General features: G+C 47.4%; 24 protein-coding genes, 5 pseudogenes and 1 riboswitch. Of the genes and pseudogenes, 10 read left to right on the top strand and 19 right to left on the bottom strand.

What is annotated here, in order from left to right; all coding sequences use genetic code 11:
* Positions 1–15: 15 nt before the first annotated feature.
* The 5 genes from thiQ to mpl all read right to left on the bottom strand — a co-directional run bounded on the left by thiQ (position 16) and on the right by mpl (position 5,548).
* Positions 16–720, bottom strand: a complete 705-nt coding sequence (thiQ, locus tag N5E84_RS00495) for a thiamine ABC transporter ATP-binding protein (protein ID WP_017046452.1) — start codon at positions 718–720, stop codon at positions 16–18.
* On the bottom strand, positions 714–2,309 hold the full coding sequence (gene thiP / locus N5E84_RS00490) for a thiamine/thiamine pyrophosphate ABC transporter permease ThiP (protein WP_019282525.1): 1,596 nt from the start codon (positions 2,307–2,309) through the stop codon (positions 714–716). Before thiP ends, thiQ begins: the two co-directional genes overlap by 7 nt.
* Positions 2,310–2,322: 13 nt before the next feature.
* Positions 2,323–3,315 carry a thiamine ABC transporter substrate binding subunit gene (gene thiB, locus N5E84_RS00485; RefSeq protein ID WP_029388290.1) on the bottom strand — a complete coding sequence of 331 codons (993 nt, stop codon included), beginning with the start codon at positions 3,313–3,315 and terminating at the stop codon, positions 2,323–2,325.
* Positions 3,316–3,381: 66 nt separating this feature from the next.
* A riboswitch (TPP riboswitch) is annotated at positions 3,382–3,501 on the bottom strand.
* A gap of 29 nt (positions 3,502–3,530) precedes the next feature.
* Complete coding sequence (locus N5E84_RS00480; protein ID WP_019282527.1) at positions 3,531–4,160, bottom strand: flavin prenyltransferase UbiX; 630 nt, start codon at positions 4,158–4,160, stop codon at positions 3,531–3,533.
* Positions 4,161–4,189: 29 nt separating this feature from the next.
* On the bottom strand, positions 4,190–5,548 hold the full coding sequence (gene mpl / locus N5E84_RS00475; RefSeq protein WP_019282528.1) for a UDP-N-acetylmuramate:L-alanyl-gamma-D-glutamyl-meso-diaminopimelate ligase: 1,359 nt from the start codon (positions 5,546–5,548) through the stop codon (positions 4,190–4,192).
* A 272-nt stretch (positions 5,549–5,820) separates the two neighbouring features.
* Between mpl and fbp the strand changes: the two are divergent.
* Both fbp and ppa read left to right on the top strand, forming a co-directional pair.
* Positions 5,821–6,832 (top strand): annotated as a pseudogene (gene fbp, locus N5E84_RS00470) (class 1 fructose-bisphosphatase).
* A 178-nt stretch (positions 6,833–7,010) separates the two neighbouring features.
* Positions 7,011–7,538: an inorganic diphosphatase gene (ppa, locus tag N5E84_RS00465; RefSeq protein WP_010318803.1), complete on the top strand. Its 528-nt coding sequence runs from the start codon at positions 7,011–7,013 to the stop codon at positions 7,536–7,538.
* Positions 7,539–7,726: 188 nt separating this feature from the next.
* Here the strand turns inward: ppa and N5E84_RS00460 are convergent.
* From N5E84_RS00460 to N5E84_RS00410, 11 genes and pseudogenes are all read right to left on the bottom strand, one after another.
* A pseudogene (locus tag N5E84_RS00460) lies at positions 7,727–8,121 on the bottom strand (gamma-glutamylcyclotransferase).
* 619 nt (positions 8,122–8,740) lie between these two features.
* Positions 8,741–8,983 (bottom strand): hypothetical protein, encoded by a 243-nt coding sequence (locus tag N5E84_RS00455; RefSeq protein ID WP_261676519.1) that lies wholly within the window; start codon positions 8,981–8,983, stop codon positions 8,741–8,743.
* A gap of 85 nt (positions 8,984–9,068) precedes the next feature.
* On the bottom strand, positions 9,069–9,299 hold the full coding sequence (locus tag N5E84_RS00450) for a hypothetical protein (RefSeq protein WP_261676518.1): 231 nt from the start codon (positions 9,297–9,299) through the stop codon (positions 9,069–9,071).
* 26 nt (positions 9,300–9,325) lie between these two features.
* A complete protein-coding gene (locus N5E84_RS00445) occupies positions 9,326–9,520 on the bottom strand; it encodes a hypothetical protein (protein ID WP_261676517.1) in 195 nt (64 codons plus the stop codon).
* Positions 9,521–9,596: 76 nt separating this feature from the next.
* Positions 9,597–9,764, bottom strand: coding sequence for a hypothetical protein (locus N5E84_RS00440; protein WP_261676516.1), 168 nt, complete (start codon positions 9,762–9,764; stop codon positions 9,597–9,599).
* Between the two features lie 14 nt (positions 9,765–9,778).
* Positions 9,779–10,135: a hypothetical protein gene (locus N5E84_RS00435; RefSeq protein WP_261676515.1), complete on the bottom strand. Its 357-nt coding sequence runs from the start codon at positions 10,133–10,135 to the stop codon at positions 9,779–9,781.
* Positions 10,132–10,284: a hypothetical protein gene (locus tag N5E84_RS00430; protein WP_261676514.1), complete on the bottom strand. Its 153-nt coding sequence runs from the start codon at positions 10,282–10,284 to the stop codon at positions 10,132–10,134. The genes N5E84_RS00435 and N5E84_RS00430 overlap by 4 nt, the downstream gene beginning before the upstream one ends.
* Before the next feature lie 87 nt (positions 10,285–10,371).
* Entirely contained in the window at positions 10,372–10,524 is a 153-nt protein-coding gene (locus N5E84_RS00425; RefSeq protein ID WP_261676513.1) for a hypothetical protein, read from the bottom strand.
* Between the two features lie 410 nt (positions 10,525–10,934).
* Positions 10,935–11,114 carry a hypothetical protein gene (locus N5E84_RS00420; protein WP_261676512.1) on the bottom strand — a complete coding sequence of 60 codons (180 nt, stop codon included), beginning with the start codon at positions 11,112–11,114 and terminating at the stop codon, positions 10,935–10,937.
* Between the two features lie 615 nt (positions 11,115–11,729).
* Positions 11,730–11,996: a hypothetical protein gene (locus N5E84_RS00415; protein WP_261676534.1), complete on the bottom strand. Its 267-nt coding sequence runs from the start codon at positions 11,994–11,996 to the stop codon at positions 11,730–11,732.
* A pseudogene (locus tag N5E84_RS00410) lies at positions 11,956–13,664 on the bottom strand (autotransporter assembly complex protein TamA). Before N5E84_RS00410 ends, N5E84_RS00415 begins: the two are co-directional and overlap by 41 nt.
* Before the next feature lie 167 nt (positions 13,665–13,831).
* On the opposite strand from N5E84_RS00410, the gene msrA reads away from it, so the two are divergent.
* From msrA to N5E84_RS00370, 8 genes and pseudogenes are all read left to right on the top strand, one after another.
* Positions 13,832–14,458 carry a peptide-methionine (S)-S-oxide reductase MsrA gene (gene msrA, locus N5E84_RS00405; protein ID WP_019282533.1) on the top strand — a complete coding sequence of 209 codons (627 nt, stop codon included), beginning with the start codon at positions 13,832–13,834 and terminating at the stop codon, positions 14,456–14,458.
* Positions 14,459–14,572: 114 nt separating this feature from the next.
* On the top strand, positions 14,573–15,124 hold the full coding sequence (locus N5E84_RS00400) for a YtfJ family protein (protein WP_029388292.1): 552 nt from the start codon (positions 14,573–14,575) through the stop codon (positions 15,122–15,124).
* A gap of 196 nt (positions 15,125–15,320) precedes the next feature.
* Positions 15,321–15,557, top strand: a complete 237-nt coding sequence (locus N5E84_RS00395) for a DUF2607 family protein (protein WP_019281490.1) — start codon at positions 15,321–15,323, stop codon at positions 15,555–15,557.
* A gap of 81 nt (positions 15,558–15,638) precedes the next feature.
* Positions 15,639–16,322 (top strand): DUF2796 domain-containing protein, encoded by a 684-nt coding sequence (locus tag N5E84_RS00390; protein ID WP_069212111.1) that lies wholly within the window; start codon positions 15,639–15,641, stop codon positions 16,320–16,322.
* Positions 16,323–16,391: 69 nt separating this feature from the next.
* A pseudogene (locus N5E84_RS00385) lies at positions 16,392–17,107 on the top strand (ABC transporter ATP-binding protein).
* Positions 17,104–18,362 (top strand): annotated as a pseudogene (locus N5E84_RS00380) (ABC transporter permease). Before N5E84_RS00385 ends, N5E84_RS00380 begins: the two co-directional pseudogenes overlap by 4 nt.
* A 9-nt stretch (positions 18,363–18,371) precedes the next feature.
* A complete protein-coding gene (locus N5E84_RS00375; RefSeq protein ID WP_013855946.1) occupies positions 18,372–18,872 on the top strand; it encodes a DUF3299 domain-containing protein in 501 nt (166 codons plus the stop codon).
* A gap of 295 nt (positions 18,873–19,167) precedes the next feature.
* On the top strand, positions 19,168–20,067 hold the full coding sequence (locus N5E84_RS00370; RefSeq protein ID WP_013855945.1) for a TIGR03899 family protein: 900 nt from the start codon (positions 19,168–19,170) through the stop codon (positions 20,065–20,067).
* Between the two features lie 42 nt (positions 20,068–20,109).
* On the opposite strand, the gene cysC is transcribed toward N5E84_RS00370, so the two are convergent.
* The 3 genes from cysC to cysD form a co-directional block, all read right to left on the bottom strand.
* Positions 20,110–20,727, bottom strand: coding sequence for an adenylyl-sulfate kinase (gene cysC / locus N5E84_RS00365; protein ID WP_019282539.1), 618 nt, complete (start codon positions 20,725–20,727; stop codon positions 20,110–20,112).
* Between the two features lie 78 nt (positions 20,728–20,805).
* Positions 20,806–22,236, bottom strand: a complete 1,431-nt coding sequence (gene cysN / locus N5E84_RS00360; protein WP_017049184.1) for a sulfate adenylyltransferase subunit CysN — start codon at positions 22,234–22,236, stop codon at positions 20,806–20,808.
* A gap of 17 nt (positions 22,237–22,253) precedes the next feature.
* Complete coding sequence (cysD, locus tag N5E84_RS00355) at positions 22,254–23,162, bottom strand: sulfate adenylyltransferase subunit CysD (RefSeq protein WP_026027329.1); 909 nt, start codon at positions 23,160–23,162, stop codon at positions 22,254–22,256.
* Positions 23,163–23,208 lie beyond the last annotated feature (46 nt).

Genomic DNA, 23,208 nt, shown 5'->3' with positions numbered 1-23,208 from the left:
CGTGTGAGGTTTTTTTTATTCCCCTGCACGCACAAAATCACTGAGCTGCGCGTCTGCGTGTTGCGCGGAAAGTGCCTCAATGCGATCACTCACTAACACATGTCCTTGAGCCATAAACGCAAAATGGCTCGCAATCGCTTTGGCATCACTAATATGGTGCGTCACCATCACAACAGTGATCGCTCTTTCTGCGGCTAACTGCTTAACCAAAAGCAGCATCTCTTCTCTGAGTAGCGGATCCAAGGCGGAAAAGGGCTCATCCAGCAGCCAGATAGGATGTGGTTGTACAAAACAGCGCGCCAGAGCAACTCGTTGACGCTGCCCCCCTGAGAGCTGCTCAGGCAAGCGATCAAGTAGCGCTGCCAAACCCACTTGCTGCGCGGCGCACTCAACTAACGCCTTTTGCGAAGTGGTTAATTTCAGCCCCGGATGTAACCCAAGGCTAATATTTTCACGCACAGTGAGATGGGCAAAAAGATTGTGCTCTTGAAACAGCATCGAAAAAGGACGCAAGTGTGGCTCTTGCCCAAGTAAGGATTGCCCTTGTACTTGGATATCGCCGCTTTTCGGTGCAATAAAGCCCGCAACTAAGCTCAGTAAAGTCGACTTGCCCGCTCCGCTTGGCCCCATCAAAGAGAGAATCGCCCCTCGCGGTACAGAAAGCGAAAATTCAAACCACTCCTGTTGATACTCATAGTGCACGGCCTTGAGTTCTAACATTGCTTTACCTTTGAATGTGAATGAAATAACCGCTCAATGAGGGCAAAACACCCCACACTGAGTAGCAACAGCGTAAGAGAAACCACCGCCGCCGCCTGCATTTGGTAACTGCCCAGCAGTTGGAACAGGTAAAGCGGTAAGGTTCTAAACTCTTGGCTACCAAATAGAGCAATCGCACTTAAATCCCCCATTGAGAGCAAAAAGCTGATCGCAAAGGCATGCGCTAAGGGTTTACGCAACGCACGCAGCTCAATCACTTGCAAACGCTGCCACCCTTTAATGCCAAGGCTGGCACATAACCATTGATATTGCTGCGCGATATGCAGCATAGGTTGCGCCAATGTTTTCAACACATACGGCAATGCCATTAAGCCATTGACGAAAAAAACCACCCAATACGCTAGGCTAAATGCATCGGTCCAGATACGCAGCAACAGAAAAAGCCCGGTGCTGATAACAAGCCCTGGCGTGACCAAAATAATCGCGCCAATCAACTCTAGTTGGTCCGCCTTACGGTTGTGCTGCTGCAGGCGCAAAGCGCGAGTCGTGATGAGTATGGCAACCCCAGCCGAAACAGCAACCACGCTTGCCAATAACGCCACTTGTAGTGAAGCCCAAAGCGCACGCCAGAATTGCTCATCACTCAAGACGTGAAAAAGCTGCGAATTTAAACCACTCAAGATGACCATCACCAGCGGCGGAAGTACTAACAGCAACGCAAGGAAGATCCATGCGCCGTCCCAGCATTGTGCTTTTCGATTGTCTCGACTAACCACATAATCACTCGCTTGACGCCCTGTGGTGATGGCTAATGGCTTCGCTAGACGTGAAATGGATAGAGACAGCAGCCCGCATAACAGCATCTGCCACAGCGCAAGCAGCGCACCAGCTTGTAAATCAAAATCAAATTTGATCGCCTGATAAATCGCCAGCTCAATCGTGGTTGATTTAGGCCCGCCGCCAAGTGCCATCACAGTGGCAAAACTGGTAAAACAGAGCATGAACACCAAACCACAGACATGAGGAAGCTGCTGACGCAAACGCGGCCATTCAACCCAACGAAATTTGTGCCAATGACTCATGCCAAGATGCGCGCATAACTTATGTTGTTCTGCCGGAATCGACTCTAACGCTTGCAGCAATAAACGGCTGGCATACGGGAGATTAAAAAACAGATGCGCCAGTAAAATACCGTTTAATCCGTAAATGGAAAACGGCAGTTTGCTATCAAACCACGCGAGCAGCGAGGCGAGCAGACCGCTATTACCATAAATGGCCAACAAACCAAATACGCCCACCAGCACCGGAAGCACTAAGGTCGTTGCAAACAATTTGATCAGCAGCGCACGTCCCCAAAATCGACGACGGTAAAGTGCGTGAGCAACAGGAACCGCGAAACCAACACTGAGCAGCATCGACAAGCTGGCTTGGTAAAAACTAAATTGAGTGACATGGCGATAATACGGGTCTTGCCATACGTGCATCACATTTAAGCTGGGTGCTTGTAACAGCAACGCCGCCAAAGCACTGATGACAAAGGTCGCGACAAGCATCGCGACCCCAATGCCTATTTTAGGAATAGCATTCAAACTTTATCGCACCTTAAAACGTTAAGGCGGTTTGCCACTCACGGATCCACGCTTTACGCATCTCAGACACCTCTTGTGCGCTAAAGGTAAGCGCCTTTGGTGGCACAGCCAGCGTTTCAAAACCTTTCGGTAGCGCGACAGACGTCACAGGATACATCCAGTTTCCGGTTGGCATCACCGACTGAAATTGATCACTTAAAATAAAGTGCATGAACTCATCGGCCAATTTGCCGTTATCACTGTGTTTTACTTTCGCAGCGACTTCCATTTGCATGTAGTGTCCTTCGGCAAAATCGGCAGCCGCGTACTTGGCGTCATTTTCCGCAATCAAATGATAGGCTGGAGAGGTGGTGTAAGAGAGCACCAGATCGGACTCACCTTTTAGAAACATCGCATAGGCTTCTGACCAACCTTTGGTGACTGTCACCGTCTTATTGGCGAGCTGTTGCCATGCTAAATTGGCTTTCTCACCATAGACAGATTTCATCCACAGCAGCAAACCTTGACCGGGTGTTGAAGTGCGTGGATCTTGATAAATCACTTTAAGATCATCGCGCTTTTCTACCAACTCTTTTAAGCTTTGGGGTGGGTTTGCTAATTTCTCTTTATTGTAAACAAAGGCAAAATAGCCGTAATCATAAGGAACAAATGTTTCATCACTCCAACCACCGGGTAGCGTGACTTGGCCCGTCTCGACATTATGATTTGCCAATAAGCCAGTCTGTTTTGCCTCGGCCATTAAGTTGTTATCTAAACCGAGTACGATGTCTGCTTTACTGTTATTACCTTCAAGACGCAAACGGTTTAGGATCGATACCCCATCATCGAGTGCCACAAACTGAAGATCGCAAGCGCATTGTGCTTCGAATGCTTTTTCAATCGCCGGTCCCGGGCCCCATTCTGATGCGAACGAGTCATAGGTATAAACGGTAAGGATATTGTCAGCGGCATGCGCTGAAAAAGAGGTGATGGTGGCAAGTGCAATGGTATTAAGAGTGGTGTTCAACTGGTCGCTCTCCTTGGTTGAGCGGCACAGGCTTGAGGAGGATGAGAATATTCCATTATTCCTATTCTGAGATCCTAACCCAATTCCTACGCCAGCATTATCTGGTTCAGGTTTACGGGTCCCAAGCTCACGCTTGATCTCAGCAGCATTCATTGAGATGAATGATTTGCTCCCCGTTGAGTGAGGTGGATTGTAATTGGAATTAACGCAATAAGCTACACCGTTGGGCGTGAGTCATATCCCCAACGTGGCACAAGCCCTTGTTCAACGCCTAAATGGTCCAAAATACGCGCCACCATAAAATCGACCAAGTCTTCAATTGACTGCGGCTGATGATAAAAACCGGGGGCAGCGGGCATAATGGTGACGCCCATTTGCGACAACTTGAACATGTTTTCTAAATGTAAGGTGGAAAACGGAGTTTCGCGCACCACTAACACCAATTGGCCACGCTCTTTCATCACGACATCGGCAGCACGTTCGATCAAATTATCGGACATGCCATGGGCAATCGCCGCAACGCTGCCTGCCGAACATGGGCACACCACCATCTGTTTTGGCGCGGCAGAGCCCGAAGCCACTGGTGAAAACCACTCTTCTTTGCCGCACACGACAAGCTGTGAGGCATCGCAGTGTAAATGTTCCACCAACGCTGCTTTGGCTGCCTCACTCCCACTGGGCAACTTCAAACCGTGCTCGGTTGCAAGCACAACGCGCGCGGCCGAAGAGATCAAAAGATACACTCGGTAATCTGCAGCCAATAAACACTCCAACAGACGAAGTCCGTAAGGAGCACCTGAAGCGCCAGTAAAGGCTAAAGTGATGGCTTTCTGTTGTGTTGTCATAACTCTCTATTTCGTTTGTGTCGCTGGCATTACATGGCTTGATTTAATGCAAGTAGGAGCTTGTTATGAATACCTTCAAAGCCACCATTGCTCATCACCAAAATGTGATCGCCCGGCTGGGCTTCCTGCGCAATTTGCGCGACGAAAGCATCAATATCATCATTCACTTGCGCTGGTTGTGAGCATTGGTCAGCCACATCCTGCACCGACCAAGCAAGATTGTTCGGCTGATAGAGATAAACTGAATCGGCTTGCTGTAATGACGCCGCTAAAGTTTGCTTATGTACGCCCAACTTCATCGTAGCAGAACGAGGCTCTAAAACCGCGATAATTTTCTGATCGCCTACCTTGTTACGTAAACCGCCCAAAGTAAGTTCAATGGCCGTTGGATGATGAGCAAAATCGTCATACAACGTAATACCGTTCACTTCGCCTTTGAGCTCTAAACGACGTTTGGTATTGATAAATTTGCCCAAAGCTTGACAGGCTAAATCCGGAGTGACACCCACGTGACGCGCCGCGCCAATCGCCATTAAGGCGTTATCGACATTATGATCGCCAACCAAATCCCAAGTCACGCGCCCCACGCGTTCATTGTCAAAGAACACATCAAATTGCGAACCATCACGCGTAATTTTTTCAGCTTTCCACTGCGCTTGCTCACCGGTAAACTCAGTTTCGCTCCAGCAGCCACGTGCGAGAACATCCGCTAATGCGCGCTCTTTTTGCGGAGCAAAAATACGACCATTGCCCGGAACAGTACGCACTAGATGATGAAATTGGCGCTTAATCGCTTCAAGATCGTCAAAAATGTCCGCATGATCAAACTCTAAGTTGTTCAACACTAAAGTGCGTGGGTGATAATGGACAAACTTAGAACGCTTATCGAAAAAAGCGCTGTCATATTCATCGGCTTCAACCACAAAAAACATGCTTTCGCCCAAACGCGCAGAAATACCAAAGTTGCCAAGTACGCCTCCCACCAAAAAGCCCGGTTGGTAACCGCAATCTTCTAAGATCCACGCCAACATGCTCGACGTGGTGGTTTTACCGTGTGTACCAGCCACCGCAAGGACCCAGCGGTCATGCAACAGGAACTCTTGCAACCATTGCGGGCCAGAAGTGTAACGCAAGTTGTGGTTCAGCACATATTCAACACACGGATTGCCGCGACTCATGGCGTTGCCAATCACCACCAAATCAGGCTTGGACTCTAATTGGGCAGGGTCAAAGCCTTCGATAATCTCGATCCCTTGAGACTCCAATAACGTACTCATCGGAGGGTAAACGTTGGCGTCGCTGCCGGTAACTTTATGACCTAATTGCCGCGCTAAAACGGCAACACCGCCCATAAACGTACCGCAAATCCCAAGAATGTGAATATGCATAAATCCTAGCCTCGCACATGGCGTTGTGAGTGATTGTCTCCATTATCACCATCCATTTAAGAAAAGCGAGCATGTTTGCAACTTCTAAAAAGTCGACAAACAAATTGAGATCTCAATCTGTTACTTCATTACCATTAAAAAGATCTAAGCCCTAAAATCGCAGTGTTACCCAAACGTTATCAAATGGGTGCCTCGTTTCGGCCGACATCCCAACAAGAGGATGCGTTGTGAAACAATCACTCCCCCCTATATAGCTATGTTAAGGAAATAACATGTCTGAGATTCGCACTCTTGGCGAGTTTATTGTTGAGAAACAACATGACTTCCCCCACGCAAGCGGTGATCTTTCATCTCTGTTGTCCTCTATTCGTCTTGCGGCAAAAATTGTTAATAGAGAAATCAACAAAGCAGGCCTTGCTGATATTACCGGTGCAGTTGGTACGGATAATATTCAAGGCGAAGAACAACAAAAACTCGATGTGTACGCCAACGAAAAATTTAAAGCGGCGCTTGAAGCGCGCGATCAAGTGTGTGGTGTCGCCAGTGAAGAAGAAGATGAAGCGGTTGCGTTCAGCAAAGAGCTCAACAAAAATGCAAAATACGTGGTGTTGATGGACCCGCTGGACGGCTCATCCAACATCGATGTCAATGTCTCTGTCGGCACGATTTTTTCTATTTATCGCCGCGTATCGCCAGTCGGCACGCCACCAACACAAGAAGACTTCTTACAACCCGGTAATAAACAGGTTGCGGCTGGTTATGTTATTTACGGCTCTTCAACCATGTTGGTGTATACCACTGGCAACGGCGTGAATGGCTTTACTTATGATCCGTCACTCGGCACTTTCTATCTTTCACACCCCAATATGATGACCTTCGATGATGGTAAAATTTACTCCATCAATGAAGGTAACTACATCCGCTTCCCAACCGGCGTCAAAAAATACATTAAATACTGCCAAGAGAATGTGCCTGAAGATAATCGCCCTTACACGTCACGTTACATTGGTTCACTAGTGGCGGATTTTCACCGTAATCTGCTCAAAGGTGGCATCTATCTATACCCAAGCACGCAAAGCCATCCAAACGGCAAACTGCGTCTATTGTATGAATGCAATCCTATGGCGTTTTTGATTGAACCAAGCAGGCGGTATTGCTTCTGACGGTGTCAATCGCGTGTTGGATATTAAGCCGACAGAACTGCATCAACGTGTGCCATTCTTCTGCGGTTCAAAAAATATGGTCCATAAATTGGAAGAGTTCTTGGAACTCAATCGCGATTAAATCAGCTCAATGAGCGCCTAACTCTAGGCGCTTTTTTTATCGATAAATATGAGGCAAGACTCTCTTTTTACGGTTTACAACCGTTTCCTATTTACCGCTAAAGTTGCAACACAAGCGTTTACGTTCTGTTAATCAACCCAAAACAATTCAAGTCCAGCGACGAAAAAGGAAATGCTAAATGAGCTTAAACAACGTTCCGGCAGGAAAATCACTGCCTGATGATATTTACGTGGTGATTGAAATTCCAGCCAACGCCGACCCAATCAAATACGAAGTCGACAAAGAATCTGGCGCGGTATTTGTGGACCGTTTCATGTCTTCACCTATGTTCTACCCATGCAACTACGGTTATGTGAATCACACCTTATCGCTCGATGGCGATCCTGTCGATGTGTTGGTGCCCACGCCTTATCCGCTCATGCCAGGCTCGGTGATTCGCTGCCGCCCAGTTGGCGTATTGAAGATGACCGATGAGTCTGGTGAAGATGCCAAAGTGGTGGCGGTTCCTCACTCCAAGCTCACCAAAGAGTACGACCACATTCAAGACGTAAATGACCTGCCAGCACTACTGAAGGCGCAAATTACACAGTTCTTTGAACGCTATAAAGAGCTTGAAGCGGGCAAATGGGTCAAAGTCGATGGATGGGAAGATGCCGCTGCCGCGCGAGCTGAAATCCTGACTTCATTTGAACGTGCTCAAAAGTAGTCACCATCATTAAACAGTCACGATAGTTATATACCCAAACAACTTGGAGTTGCAGGTAGGCGGCAAGTGAGTGAGTCCCCATGAGCATAGGCAAACTATGTGATTGGGGTGAACGAACGTAGCCAACACTGCTGCAGCTTCAAGTAGGAAGGGTATAAGTGTCGTTATAAATAAAAAGCCACATCCTGCTAATACGCTGTGTGGCTTTTTATTTCCATTTTCAACGCGTTCGTTACACCCCGTTGGCACCAGTCTCCAGAATCAATCACAGCAGTAAGACGGCTGTGATCTTGATAGAGATAAATCCACGCACGGCCAAATGGGGTTTCGATCGTTTCACGGCGATATTCGATGGGAATATCTTCTAAAAGATCGAGTTTTGCTAGTGTCTGCTCATCTCCTCGATATACCTCACCGACTATCGATTGCTGTCCCTGAGCCAAGCCAGGATATGGACCTAGATCATACAGCGCATAGTCAGCTGGGCGTGTAGAACGATCCTAATATTTCCGCTTGTCTCAAGCAGATGCGCATTACTTTCACCACGGCCGTAATGTGCCGTAGACAAAACCAGATGTTGCATATGACTGTCCCTAGTTAAATTCAAACTGATACAAAAGATCCACCGCGCTATCTAAACCGGATTACCGCTTCAACGTACAAATCCCTCATCAAGCGGTAACGCACGGTAAATTCGCCCACCGAGCTGAAAATACAACACCATATTTCACTTGTAGCCCGGTAAAATATAGCCGCTTTACCGTCACTTGTGAATCATCACCGGAACCGGCCGTATCCAATTGCAGGATCTTGGCACACCGAAGGCTTGACCAATTTCGCCCACCACCTTACGCTTTGGTGCCAAGCTCAAACCAATCAGTGCAGTGGTCATCGCATTGCCACCCGCGTCGCCATCATATTCTGACCACGAAGTAGGTAAGAAAGTGCATTAGCTTGGGGCATCGCGGGTTCTGAAAAAATGGAGACTGCGGGTTCATCGCAGAGCCGTCACTTTTACCCCTGCAATCACGCCATCTTGAGTGTTATCTGGGTTGCCGCACCGCTTTAATCGAAACATAAGGTTTGCATAAACCGGGGTCCATTCATTTAATATTTGGCCTTCTTGGATAAGCCAATTCTTGGCCAAAGGAATCGATACGAACCATTTGGATATTTTCTTGTCGACAGTAGATAATGGGCCTTTATCCTTTTGCGCCACATTGAGCGGCAATCAAGCCGCCTTGCAAACCAAAGGCACTGAGCCGGAAATCATCACCAATCGAGATGTTTACATTCGTTTCAACGTTAAATGCATGGCGCTTTTGCTCGCTCACAGCCTGTAAAGCAGCGTCCAATATCACTTGATCTTTGGAGACACCAATCGCGCTCGAGGCAACTCTTCTACCACGATACGTCCCCCAAGGTAGGTTAATATTCCCTGTCACAGTGGGCCCAGTTGAGGTTCTAGTGTGATGCTCATGTCTGGGATAACTTTAATCTTGACGATAGGGCGGCAGATCCACCAACAGCTCATCGGCTAGCACACGTAGGTTGGCGCGCCACTGCTCCATTTTCTGCAGTTCGGGCATCCCCATGGATACTCAACTCACCATCCGCAGTTTGAATCGCTGCATTGAGCAAGGCTTGGTAACCATTAAAGTCCATCGCCACTCGGCCCGAGGTAACATCCAGCGGCGAAATATCGCCTTTGACGACAATGTCATCCACCACCACGCTGCCCATCACTTTCGGGTGCAACATCGGCCCACTGAAGGCAAGTTGGACTGCTAATCTTCGATTTTCGCTTGGCTATAATCCCCAAGCAAGCGCTGTAGAAAATCAATATTAAAAGTGGAAAGCGTTAATGCGCCATCCATCATTTTTTCTTTGCCATTAGAGTCCGCAATGGTGATTTGCCCCGACAGATCGCCATTATCGTCACATCCACTTAGCCAACGAGCAAACAGCTTGTTTCTGTTCAAGCGTACTTTCAATAGTGACGCTATCCCAACCTAAAGTAATGGCTTGGTCGATGTGCAGGCGTGACTGCACCTTGGCTTAAGCTGAGTGACACTTTCGCTTGAGGCGCAGTAATTGGGCCGCCCATTGAGCTGTGAGACTGACATCGGCTTGGCCTTTAAGTTGAGTCTCTTGCGGTAAAAACATTGCGATTTGCTGAAAATCAAAATGGTTGAGAGAGAGCTCGGCCGCGCCACTTTGCCCCACAGTCGCGTCTTTATCTAAGCAGAGCGATGCTCCCTCTTGCTGCCAACATGCGCGGCAATCGTAGCTTGTTGTTTATCGATATTAACCGCAACAGGTGTCGCTTGGTTTAATAGCCACGCCCTTGTTCTGTGGACAGTTGTACTCGTTTCCAGCGCACCTTGCCACTGCATCGCCGGCTTATCTTCAAAAGATCCGCTGATTGGCCAAGCTGTTGAAATCAGATTTGAAATGACGTCTAAGCTCAGTTGATGCTGCGCCTGCGTGCCTGAAAAACGCAAGTCCACACTATCAACTAACTGCTGCTGTAGCTCAACTGGCTCGCCTGCAATTTCACTTCGGCTTGTGGTACAGGAAGTGGCGTAAACAGTCACCAGTTAAAGTCACCTGCTTTATGGGTCGCTTGTTGCTGCCAAGCAAGATCATTTGCATTGAGGCGCAGCTTAATTTGTGGCTGCTGTAAATCACCACGCAGATAAATATCGCCAATCACTTTGCCGTGCAAATCAGGAACACTTTTCACCAGATCCGCAAAATCTACCGTTAAGCCCTACCCACTCTTTATCCAGCTCACCTTTGGCCGTAATCTGGTTGGGTCCATGGGCTAACGTTAAGCCGCTGGTCGACACAGTAAAAGCGCCTTTCCTGTCATATCTGATGCCGGTTTTTTAATTTGACCTTCAATATTCAGTGGGTAGCCACGCAACACACCCTCAATATCCAAAATAGGCAGCGCAACGTTCCAACCGCCCTGCTCGGTCACTCACCCGTGGTTTCGAGCTTACCGCTGATCACGCCTTCGCTTGCGGCCACTGTAATCCGGCTGAAGTCTGTTCTAAATTCAGCGCCGCTTGCCAGTGAATTGGGGCTTGCCAGGTGGCCATCACTTGGCCAGCAATTTGCCCCCTAAGGTATCGATGAGCAAAGAATCTAAGTTGATTTGCTGTAAAGTGCCTTACCAGCAACATCCAGCGTCACATCGGGCAGAGGGGGGATCTTTACCGTGGCAATTGTGCCATTGAGCGCCACGCTATATCCGTCGATGAGCCTTGAGTTTTTAAACTCGGCACGCGAACAAAATAGTCTCCTTGCCCAATCATGGCCACTGTGCTTGAACATCATCCAACGAAATATCAAACGGGATCTCAGGTTGCAGTAGCGCCAATTGCGCATTTAAGTTTGCGTGCGCAAGCCCGCCAATTTCGCGTTTAGCGTTAAATCACCCAAGCTACCCGAAGCCTCTAGCGCCAGTGTTTGCCCCTGACTTCGCCATTTTGAGGCGTGCTTTTTAAAGAGAGATTGAGCGGATAGTCTCCCTTCAACTGCGCTATCAGCTTTTAGGTTGGCAATCAATTGTGGCAGCTCAAGCTCAAGTGATTTTAATGAAACACTGCTCGATTAAGCATTGGCGACCAAACCGAAGATGCTTGACTACCAAAGCTCAGCTTGCTGAAGAGTAAACTGATGTGATATCAAAACGCTCCACTTCCAATTGCAGCGGAATGATCACTTCTGGCAAGGTGATGGGCGTTTTCACCGTAGGTGCCGCCGTCGATGATACGGTTGTGGGATGGAGTGGATTGGTAGATTGTGCGCTTAGGCTGAATCGACATCTTCATTGGTCGCAAGGCGTCAGTTGAATATCGCTCCAACTGGTTGTTGCCAATCCGTAAGCGAGTACTTGAAATGAGGCATGAGTAGAAGAATTGCTTCCATGCCAGCGTATTACCCAAAATATCCAGCTGAGATATCATTGAGCTCCACACGCCAAACCTAATTGGCACCGGTGTAGAGATTGACGTAATGGGATCAGAGGCAGACGAAGGCTCACCTTGCGTCGAAGGGGGGAAGCTCTGGCAGTGCCAGCCTTAATCCACTGATCGCCAGTTCATTTAAGCAAATTGAAGGCTCCAATAAGCAGCTAGCACGTATGCTAATGTCACTCGCTGGTACATCGAGAGTCGAGCTTTAATGCTTCATCGAAAAGGTGACTTGGTTGAGGCGTGAAACGTGGAAAAATTGGCACCTTGAGCGGCTGGCAACCTGCAGTTGTGGCAGCGCTTTTTGCGCTCCCCACAACAGACCGTTAAGCCTGTATTGGTAAACAACAAGGCTGCGAGTGCAATATATACCGCGCCCAACAAGGTGAATAAAATCGCCGATGCCCATTTGGTTATCTTCAACATCACTTTGGTCATAGTTCAGGCCCCAAGGTGAAATGCAGCTGAAATTCATCGCCGGGATTAGCGTCAAGCCCCCATGCAAATCTAAGCGGATCGGTCCACCGGAGAAGCCCAGCGAATCCCGGCTCCCACACCAGTTTTCCAATCCGGCGAGTTATTAAAGGCATCGCCGTAATCGACAAACAGTGCGCCCCACCAATTTTCCAACCAAGCGATATTGATACTCCAACGAACTGGTGGCGATGTATTTGGCCCCAGTCAGTGCGCCGCTGGCATCTTTAGGTGAGATAGATTGATAGCTATACCCCCGTAAATTGTTATCGCCACCAGCAAAGAAGCGCAGAGAAGGCGAGAGTTTGTCAAACTCTTCACTGAAGTTTGCGCCACCGTCTAAACGCAATAAACCACGATGGTTTTGCCCAGCGCTGCGTATCCAAGCCGTGCCCGCCAACAACCGCACCACACGCGTTTCAGAGACGAAATTTGGATCGCCATACTCAAGTGTGATGCTCTGTTTATCGCCCACATCGGCATTGAACCACCACGAACACGCGTACGAGAATAGGTCGCTCCCGGTAATACAAACTGGCCGACATCGCTTTGCCAACCTTGTTCGTAGTTTTCTATCAAATAACGAACGAATAGGGTTCGATGCCAACCACCATCACGCAGCCAGTGGCGTTCAAACGATAAGTTAGACTCCAAACTCTTCGTATCACGGTTATCGACATTCTTCATTCCATACTGAATTCGATAATATTCACGCCGCACATCTTCTAGCGGTATTTTGTAGCCAGCGGTAATGGTCTGCTCTGGGGCAGAAAGGGAGAAGCTGCTATCAAAACTGTGGCCGAGGCTGTTAACCCAAGGTTTCTTCCACTTGAATGAACCACGCACTCCCACATCCGTTGAGTAACCTAAACCGGTTTCAAGCTGATTTCGAGCTTGCGGTGCAAGGGAAACCTTCATCGGCAGTTCGCGACCGTTCTCCAGTTGGCTAAGATCGGGTTCAACAAAAACAGAGGAAAACCAATCGGTATTGGATAAGTTTTGGTTATATTCCCCTACCTTGGAAACAAGGTAAGGATCATTGGTTTTATAGGGCTGAAGCGAGCGAACTCGCTGATCTTCATTTGGCTGCCAGTAATGAGCGAAGGACCAAAATGGTAACGAATACCACTGTTAAAATGAAGGCGTACGAAAGCTTCATTCAACTCTGGCGCAACTTCCAAACGGCTTAATTCAAAATTCCCGTTAAATAACCTTTTTGCAACGCTAAGTTACGGATACCCGATTTCAAAGCATCGTACTGGCCATGATTAACCGCCGCGCCCACTTTAAGGGCATTGCGGTTAATGAGATTGGCAAAATCAGCATCAGATTCAGCTTCCCCGCTGATCACCACATCCATCTCTTTAATGGTTGTTAGCGGTCCAGGATTGATATTGACCATCAGCTCTTGCTCATCGCTCACCACCACAAACTCAAATTGAGGATGGTAGTAACCCAGCGCGACAAGCGCTTCCGTCATGCTTTTCTCTAAACGAGATTGAAAACGAAGATGCGTTGAATAGTCGCTCTCTGGAATCGACGATAAATAGGCTTCAACGTTGTTTTCTAATTCACCCTCTAAACCATTAATGGTTAACGCCACCTTGGCGTACGCCGAAGTGGAAATAAGTAGCATCGTGAATAGAACTGGTAATGATTTTCGTCTCATGCTTAATTAAAGGAACAGTTGAGTAAACAGATCGTTAATAGATGGAAATCATACCGCCAATAGCAAGCTCCGTCTGTATGAAATCAGTCAATTATTCGGGCTGAATGTGAAACAGTGGCTCAACAACAATAAATAAAGCCAAAAATCGGTACACAAAAGGAAAGCTCATGCTCAATAAACAAACAATGGTCAGCGCACAAACAGCACTGAAAGGACGAGAAACCCCTATGTCAGTGGAGGAAATTCATTACGTTAACCACAGCAACATCACTGAGCAGCCTAATGAGCATCAGCAACAAATAGTGATTGGTATGGGCTGTTTTTGGGGCGCTGAACGCTTATTTTGGCAACTCGATGGTGTGGTGTCGACTTCAGTAGGCTATGCCCCAAACCCAACTTACGAAGAAGTATGCAGTGGTGAAACTGGCCATACTGAAGTGGTACGCGTAATCTTTGATCCACTGCGCTTGCCATTAGAAAAGCTATTAAGTCATTTTTGGGAAAAGCACGATCCGACCCAAGGCATGCGTCAAGGTAACGATAAAGGCACTCAGTATCGCTCCGCCATCTATACCTATTCAGAACAACAACAGCAAATAGCACAAGCCTCAAAGCAGCGATACCAGCAGGCGTTGTCAGCCAGTCAACGAGCCTTAATTACCACCGAAATTGCACCCGCTGGTCCTTACTACTACGCCGAAAGCTATCATCAACAATATTTAGCTAAAAATCCGAATGGTTATTGTGGGTTAGGAGGAACAGGCATCTGCTTCCCACCCCAGCTCAGCGAATAAAGCGTGTAGAATTGAGGCTTTGTTAGCATTTTGTTAACCGCTTAATGGCCTCTTTTCGTGGTTTTATTGATTCTATGCTATACCTTTGTTGCTCAACTAAAAGGGACCCCTACAATGAAAAGTAAACGAGTGATCGCCATTCTTATGGCCTGCTGTCCAGCGCTTGCCATGGCACACAACATTACCCAAGGTCAGCAAGTTGCTGATGTTTCAGTGGAAAAATATGGTGAAATCATCCTACAAGATGATAAAACGGCCTTTCAAACTTGGGATACCAGCCAACTGCTAGGCAAAGTGCGCGTCATTCAAGCCATTGCTGGTCGCAGCAGTGCTAAAGCGTTAAATGCACCATTGATGGCTGCCATTACGGCCGCACAATTTCCCGCAGAAGGTTATCAAACCACCTCGATCATCAACCAAGATGATGCGATTTGGGGCACAGGATCGTTTGTCAAATCTTCCGCTCAAGACAGCAAGAAAGAGTTTCCGTGGTCTTCCATGGTGCTAGATGCAGCGGGAAATGTAGCCAAAGCGTGGGATTTAAAAGAGGAATCATCAGCGATCATCGTTCAAGACAAGCAAGGTAAGGTACTGTTTGTTAAGGAAGGTGCATTGAGTGATGAGGAAATTCAAACGGTTTTAGGCTTGATCAAACAGAATTTATAATAACCTTAGGTGGCCGATAACACGGCTGCCTTTGCTAAACATATCGTGGTGAAAGGTGCTTTTATAAAAATAAGAGTACGCTTTATTCTCACAATATTGTTATATTATAACAATTATCATTTTACTACTGTATTGGTTTGATGTTTACCCGTCTACATTGCCCCATTACCGAGCTCAAAGCATTGCATTATGTGCCATGCTGCTGATGCTATGGTTGAATGTCGCTTATGTAGATCATCACCTCGATACTAATCCTGCGCATCACGCGCAGCATCATTGCCAACTTTTTTCTGGCTTTCAAAATGGTCTAAGCAGTGCGCTGCCTATCCTTCCTGTCATTAGTGGCAGCGAAATTCGATCATCAGTAGAGAAAACTCAGCGTCGCCCGTCAGTTCATTACGCTTATCTTGCTCGCTCGCCTCCTCACTTTTAGACGTCTTATCTAGTTATTTATGATTTGTTACCCAAAGCCAACGCGCTAAGGGCTATTTTGATGTTTAAAAGGAATCACCCAATGTTTATCCAACGTAAACTCGCTCTCTCTATCGGCCTAATTTTAAGCATGCCAGCACTGGCAAATGAAGAGTTTCGCCAACATGAGGCTCATGTACATGGCCACGTCGAGTTCAATATTGCTCAAGATGGGCAAGATTTACTGATTGAAATCACCGCCCCCGGCGCTGATGTAGTCGGCTTTGAACATGCACCACAAAATGATGAACAACAACAGCGCTTAAATAAAGTCCTTGAGCAGTTCAGCCACGCCGATGGCATTTTCCAACTGCCCGCTCCGGCCAAGTGTCATTTAGAAGAAAGTCGTATCGCGCATACGTTAAATGGTGAGCACCACGACCACGACCACGACCACGACCACGACCACGACCACGACCACGACCACGACCACGACCACGACCACGACCATCATGAAAAACATAATGATAAACATCAAGATAAAGATGCTCAACACGCACACCATGACCATAAAAAAGATGTGCATGATGAAGGCGAGCACAGTGGTCACGGTGAATTCACGGTTCAGTACCAATATCACTGCGATAACATGCCGCAATTGCAGTACCTCGACACGCAATGGTTTAACTTGTTCCCAAATACCCAAACTATCTCTGCCAATGTACTGACAGACAAAGCACAATCTGCCTCTGAGTTGAAAACAAACAGCACTCGCATTACGTTTTAAGGCGTATAAGCAACAACCTAGAGTAAGCACATACTTACTCTAGGTTCACTGTCGTTAAAGGAATTCACAATGAGTGATTTGCATATTCTATCGCTGACGTCTGTCATTGAATTGAAAGAGGTCGAATTTCGTTGGCCGAATAGCTCACAACCAGCCTTATCTATCCAAGATCTTTGTGTAAAACGTGGAGAGCACCTTTTTATTAAAGGGCCAAGTGGTTGTGGCAAATCGACCTTGCTGAGCTTACTGACCGGGATCAACCAAGCACAACGAGGGGAGGTCTCTATTTTAGGCACCAACCTGTCGACGCTAACTTCTCGTCAGCGGGATCGTTTTCGAGCCGATCACATTGGCTACATTTTCAACAATTTAATTTATTGCCTTATCTCTCAGTGATTGAAAACGTTACGCTACCTTGCCACTTTTCCAGCACTCGCCAGCAGAATGTGGCAGGCGATCTGATTGAGAAAGCACAGCAGCTACTCACTCGATTACATCTTGCACCAGAACTATTGGCCAAACCGGTTATCGAACTGAGTATTGGCCAGCAGCAGCGTGTCGCGGCGGCGAGAGCACTGATTGGCGAACCCAAGCTGATCATCGCCGATGAGCCAACCTCGGCGCTGGATCACGACAATCGACTCGCGTTTATCGAACTGCTATTGGAAGAGACGAATCGGGCAGGTTCAACACTGGTGTTTGTGAGCCACGATCCCACCTTAGAAGCTTTATTTGACCGCGCAGTTTATCTCCCTCAATTGAATCAGGCAGGAGTGACAGCATGAATGTAATTACCAATCTGGCGTGGAAAAGCGTACTTAACCGCAAAACCACAGCGCTACTCTCCATTCTGACGGTTGCCATTTCAGTCATTCTGTTAATGGGGGTTGAACGCATTCGAACTCAAGCCAAAGAGAGCTTCGCCAACACCATTTCAGGGACGGATCTAATCGTCGGCGGCCGCTCTGGACAAGTCAACTTGCTGCTCTATTCGGTATTTAGAATTGGTAATGCCACCAATAATATCGACTGGAAAAGCTACCAAGCCTTCAGTGAGCATCGCAGCGTCAAGTGGGCGATCCCCATTTCCTTGGGTGACTCACACCAAGGGTTTCGCGTTATGGGCACCAATCACCATTATTTCGAGCATTTCAAATATGGAAGTAAGCAACCACTCACCTTCTCTCAAGGCACTGATTTTCATGGTTTATTTGAAACGGTATTGGGTTCAGATGTCGCCGAAACCTTAGGTTACCATATTGGCAGTGACATCATTATTGCGCATGGGATCAGCGATGTGGGTTTTAGCCGCCACGACAACCTCCCCTTTAAAGTGGTGGGCATTTAGCGCCAACGGGAACGCCCGTAGACAAAACGGTGCATGTCTCATTAGAAGCGATTGAAGCCATTCACGTGGGTTGGGAATCGGGTGCGCATTTAGGCAATTCACCATCCAAAGAGCAGCTTGAACAACACAACTTCCAACCCAAGCAGATCACCGCCATGTTGATCGGTTTAAAATCGAGAATTCAAACCTTTGCACTGCAACGTGAAATCAATAACTATCGCCAAGAACCCTTGAGCGCCATTATGCCCGGCGTCGCTCTGCAAGAACTGTGGGGTATGATGTCGATAGCAGAACAAGCTTTAATGGCGGTGTCGGTATTTGTGGTGGCAGCCGGGTTACTTGGTATGCTCAGCAGCTTACTGACAAGCTTGCAGGAAAGACGCCGTGAAATGGCGATTCTGCGCGCCATGGGCGCACAACCTAAACATATTTTTGCTCTGCTTATCAGCGAAGCGACGACGCTGACCTTTATTGGCATCTGCGTTGGATTAGCGGGGTTATATTCACTGCTCGCACTGGCGCAACCTTTTATTGCGCAGCATTATGGAATTCAAATCACACTCAGCACCTTAAGCAGCTATGAGTGGCAATTATTAGCTTATGTACAACTGGCTGGCATTATTATTGGTGTTATCCCAGCTCTACGCGCCTATAGACAATCACTTAGCGATGGAATGACCATTCGAATTTAGGACTTAACGATGAAAAAACTACTGCTTATCAGCACGCTGCTGCTATCAGGCTTGTTACCGATGTACGCACAGAGTAATGAACAAGTACTGACGCTCGATTGGATCGATCTGATCCCCGAGAACGAACGTAACCAATTCAACGCCGATGGCATGCCAGCATTGAACCATGATGGCGAAATGACGGCTGCACAATCAAAAATCGGCGGAGTTAGAAAAGAGCTCAATGGCAGCGTGGTCAAAATACCCGGCTTTGTGATCCCACTGGAAGGTGACGCCAACAACGTTACTGAGTTTCTACTGGTGCCCTACTTTGGCGCATGCATTCACGTGCCGCCACCGCCACCAAACCAAATTATTTATGTGAAATATCCGCAAGGTGCTCCAATCCAGCAGCTCTGGGATGTAATTTATCTGATTGGGACACTGAAAACCGAAAGTGTTAGCCACGATCTGGCCGAAACAGCGTATGTGATCGAAGGCACTGCGATCGAAGAATACGACGACATGTAGTTAACAAAATAGCAACCTATTGATTCATCTAAACTAAACGATATATTTAGATAAATACGCTAGCAAAGCGACATATATCAACAATAGTAAAGTAATCGATAGGTGCTTTTTCAGTCTATTTTCTTTCCAACACTGCATAAGCGCCCCACAAATTCCGATAACAATTTTAACAAGTTATTATCATTAGGGATAGCGCAAATTTATGATCTAGAACGAATGTTTTTCCTAGATGGAAAATGCGTTACACGTTACATTTTAATCCATGAATGAAATGGGTGATTGAAGCGGACATAAAATGGCAGATACCAACAACCCTGTAGTGATTGAACATCAAGCCAACTCAGGTCAAAGCCACGAAAAAAAATCGAGCTACATCAAAGACAGTGGTAGTCGCATTTTGAATATTGCTCAATATCACGGCTTAGATGCGCTGCTACAAACGGATCCGCCAGAAAAAACCTCGCTTGATCGCGCCTTATTTAGAGAACAGCAACGTAAAGAGCAGCGACAAAAAAACCTAGAGCAGATCGTCAAACTGGCGCATATCTCTTGTAAAAATGAGACCGCGGGAGAGCCTGATCAAGATTGGTTACACCGTTTTTTCGATATGGCGCAAGACATCCACAACTCTTCGATGCAGCGACTTTGGGCGCAAGTACTCAAACGCGAGGTGACCAACCCCGGTTCAACCTCAATGAAAGCACTGCAAGTATTACAAGACATGACACCAAAAGAGGCGCAGATACTCCAAAAAGCCTCAGCGTTAGCCTGCTGTTTTGGTAGCGATAATAGCCGCAAGCTGTTGGTCGGCATTCGTGCTACTAACGGCATTTTTAGTTTAGGAAAACGCATCAGCACATTTGTCATCAATATGGGTAGTTTCCAATTACCCTATTCGAGCCTGTTAGTACTGATCGAGCTTGGCTTACTGCACGCCACTGAACTGGAATCTGGAGAAATTGAACTTGAACCGGCACTGCTGTTGACCTATCAAGGCAAGAATCTGTCACTGCAATCGATGAGTAAAGGAGTCAGGCTGCTCTATTACCGTTTCAGTCCCACTGGCAATGAGCTGTGTAAGCTACTGGGTAATAAACCGAATATGCAGTACTACGATCAGATGTTGGCGGTGCTTAGCCAGAAATTCACTGTCCACACCGAAGTTGCCAGCAGCTCTTTTCATCACGCCGTCTAGCCTCAAAAATAAAGGGCTCAAGCTGATGAGCCCTCTTCTACATTAGGCGATAATCGCTCGCACTTGCAGCGCTGTTAGGCAAATTTCCACCAGCTCATCAATGCTTTTTTCGCCAGCCGCAAGATCGATCTCAGGGTTTTGCGGCGACTCATACTCAGAGTCAATGCCCGTAAAATTACTGATTTCACCAGCGCGCGCTTTTTTATACAGCCCCTTCGGGTCGCGCTGCTCGCACACGTCCAACTTGGTATTGACAAACACTTCGATGAATTCACCTTGTGGCAGCATATCGCGCACTAATTGACGCTCAGCGCGATGCGGTGAAATGAATGCTGATAACACGATTAACCCAGCATCGGCCATCAGCTTCGCGAGTTCACCAATACGGCGAATATTTTCTCGCCGATCTTGCTCTGAGAACCCAAGGTCGCTGCACAAGCCGTGGCGTACATTATCCCCATCGAGCAAATAGGTGTGATACCCGAGTTGAGCTAAACGCTGTTCCAACGCACCAGCAATGGTTGATTTTCCCGCCCCTGACAGCCCCGTAAACCACAATACTGCTGGCTGTTGTTGTTTTAAGTTGGCGCGGAACGACTTATTCACCGTATGCTGATGCCAGACAACATTTTCATCTTTATTGGCCAAATTCGTACTCATTACTCAATCCTTTGTTGTCTCAAACTAGCCAATAGAGGGACGCTGTAAGCGGCAATCCCTCCCACCGAATCACCACAGTTAAGCCTTGAGTAACTGACGAAGATCTTTGGCTTCCCAGTGTGGAAAGTGCTTGCGGATCAAGGCATTCAATTCAACTTCAAACGCAGAATGGGCACTTTGAGCATGAGCGATGTTTTGCAAACTATCTCGAACCAAGCCCGCCCCCACCGTCACATTCGTCAGGCGATCGATGATGATAAAACCACCAGTATTGGCACTGTCTAAGTATTTATCCAGCGCGATCGACTCTGTTAGCGACCATTCACACAAGCCAATGCCATTGAGCGGCAACTCTTCACTGTGATAAGTCGATAAATTATTAATATCGTACTGGTGACGCACTGCTTGCAACTGGCCGACGGTTTTCTTACCTGCAATTTTGATGTTGTATTCACGCCCGGCTTTGAGTGGTTGTTCTGTCATCCAGACCACATCGGCTAATAGATGGTTAGTTGATTCAACCTGCGCTCCTTGCAGCACAATAAGATCACCACGGCTGATGTCAATTTCATCGCTGAGCGTTAACGTCACCGCTTGGCCTGCTTGCGCTTGCGGCAAATCTCCATCGAAAGTAACAATACGTGCCACGGTGGATGTTTTTCCAGACGGAAGTGCAGTGATTGCATCTCCAACGCTGATGCTGCCCGCTGCAATCGTGCCAGCAAAACCGCGAAAATCGAGATTCGGTCGGTTCACATACTGCACTGGAAAACGAAACTCACCAGCTCCTTTTTGCTGATCTACGTCCACCGTTTCAAGCAGCTCCAGCAGTGATGGGCCTTGATACCAACGCATATGTTGACTTGCTTCGACCACGTTGTCCCCTTCCAGAGCAGAAAGCGGGATGATCTGAATATCAGTATCACCTTGCAGATGCTTTGAAAATTCCACGTAGTCTTGACGGATCTGCTCAAAACGATCTTGTGAGTAATCGACCAGATCCATCTTATTCACCGCCACCACAAAATGCTTCAAACCTAACAGATTGGCAATGAATGAGTGGCGACGCGTTTGATCCAAAATGCCTTTACGGGCATCGATCAAAATCACCGCGAGATCGCAAGTGGATGCGCCCGTCGCCATATTGCGCGTGTACTGCTCATGCCCCGGAGTATCGGCAATGATGAATTTGCGCTTTTGAGTAGAGAAATAGCGATACGCCACGTCAATGGTGATCCCTTGCTCACGTTCCGCTTGCAGGCCATCAACTAACAGAGCTAAATCGGGGCGCTCGCCCGTCGTGCCAACACGCTGGCTATCGGAATGGACGGCGGCCAGTTGATCTTCATAAATCTGTTTTGTGTCATGAAGCAAACGACCAATCAAGGTACTTTTTCCATCATCAACTGAGCCACAAGTCAGAAATCTCAGTAACGATTTGTGCTGGTGTTGCGTGAGATAAGCTTCAATACCGATCTCAGAAAGCTGAGCCTGAACTGCACTATTCATAATCTTTCCTTAGAGGCTTAGAAATAACCTTGGCGTTTTTTCAATTCCATCGATCCTGATTGATCGTGGTCGATCGCGCGGCCTTGTCGTTCACTGGAAGTGGCCACCAGCATCTCTTCAATGATGCCCGTTAGCGTACTGGCCTCTGATTCAATTGCGCCAGTAAGTGGATAACAACCTAACGTGCGAAAACGCACACTCTTGTGCTGAACTTCTTCTCCAGGTTGCAGCTTCATCCGCTCGTCATCGACCATGATCAGCATCCCATCGCGTTCGACAACTGGGCGAATGTCCGATAAATACAGCGGTACGATCTCGATGTTTTCCAAATAGATGTATTGCCAAATATCCAATTCAGTCCAGTTCGACAACGGGAAAACACGAATGCTCTCACCTTTATTGATTTGGCCGTTGTAGGTTTTCCATAGCTCCGGACGCTGGTTCTTCGGATCCCACGTGTGGTTCTTATCACGAAAAGAATAAACACGCTCTTTCGCGCGTGATTTCTCTTCATCACGACGCGCACCACCAAAAGCAGCATCAAAACCATATTGGTTCAACGCTTGTTTTAAACCTTGGGTTTTCATGATGTCGGTATGCTTTGAAGAACCATGCTCAAAAGGGCTGATCCCCATCGCGATCCCTTCTGGGTTTTTGTGTACCAAAAGCTCAAAACCATACTTGTGCGCCATACGATCACGAAATTCAATCATCTCGCGAAACTTCCAGTCAGTATCGACATGCAGCAAAGGAAACGGAATTTTCCCCGGATAAAAAGCCTTGCGCGCTAAATGCAGCATCACCGAAGAGTCTTTACCAATCGAATACATCATTACTGGGTTATCAAATTCAGCAGCCACTTCACGTAAAATATGAATACTTTCGGCTTCGAGCTGTTGTAAATGGGTTAAGCGTTGTTGATCCATCTGCATGCTTCCTTTTCGCTCGCATTGCGAGCCTTGTGCAATGAGA

The organism is Vibrio sp. J502 (assembly GCF_025397955.1).
Taxonomy (GTDB): Bacteria; Pseudomonadota; Gammaproteobacteria; order Enterobacterales; family Vibrionaceae; genus Vibrio; species Vibrio anguillarum.
Note: the sequence above shows the minus strand (reverse complement) of the source record. Positions and strands in the feature narration are given on the sequence as shown.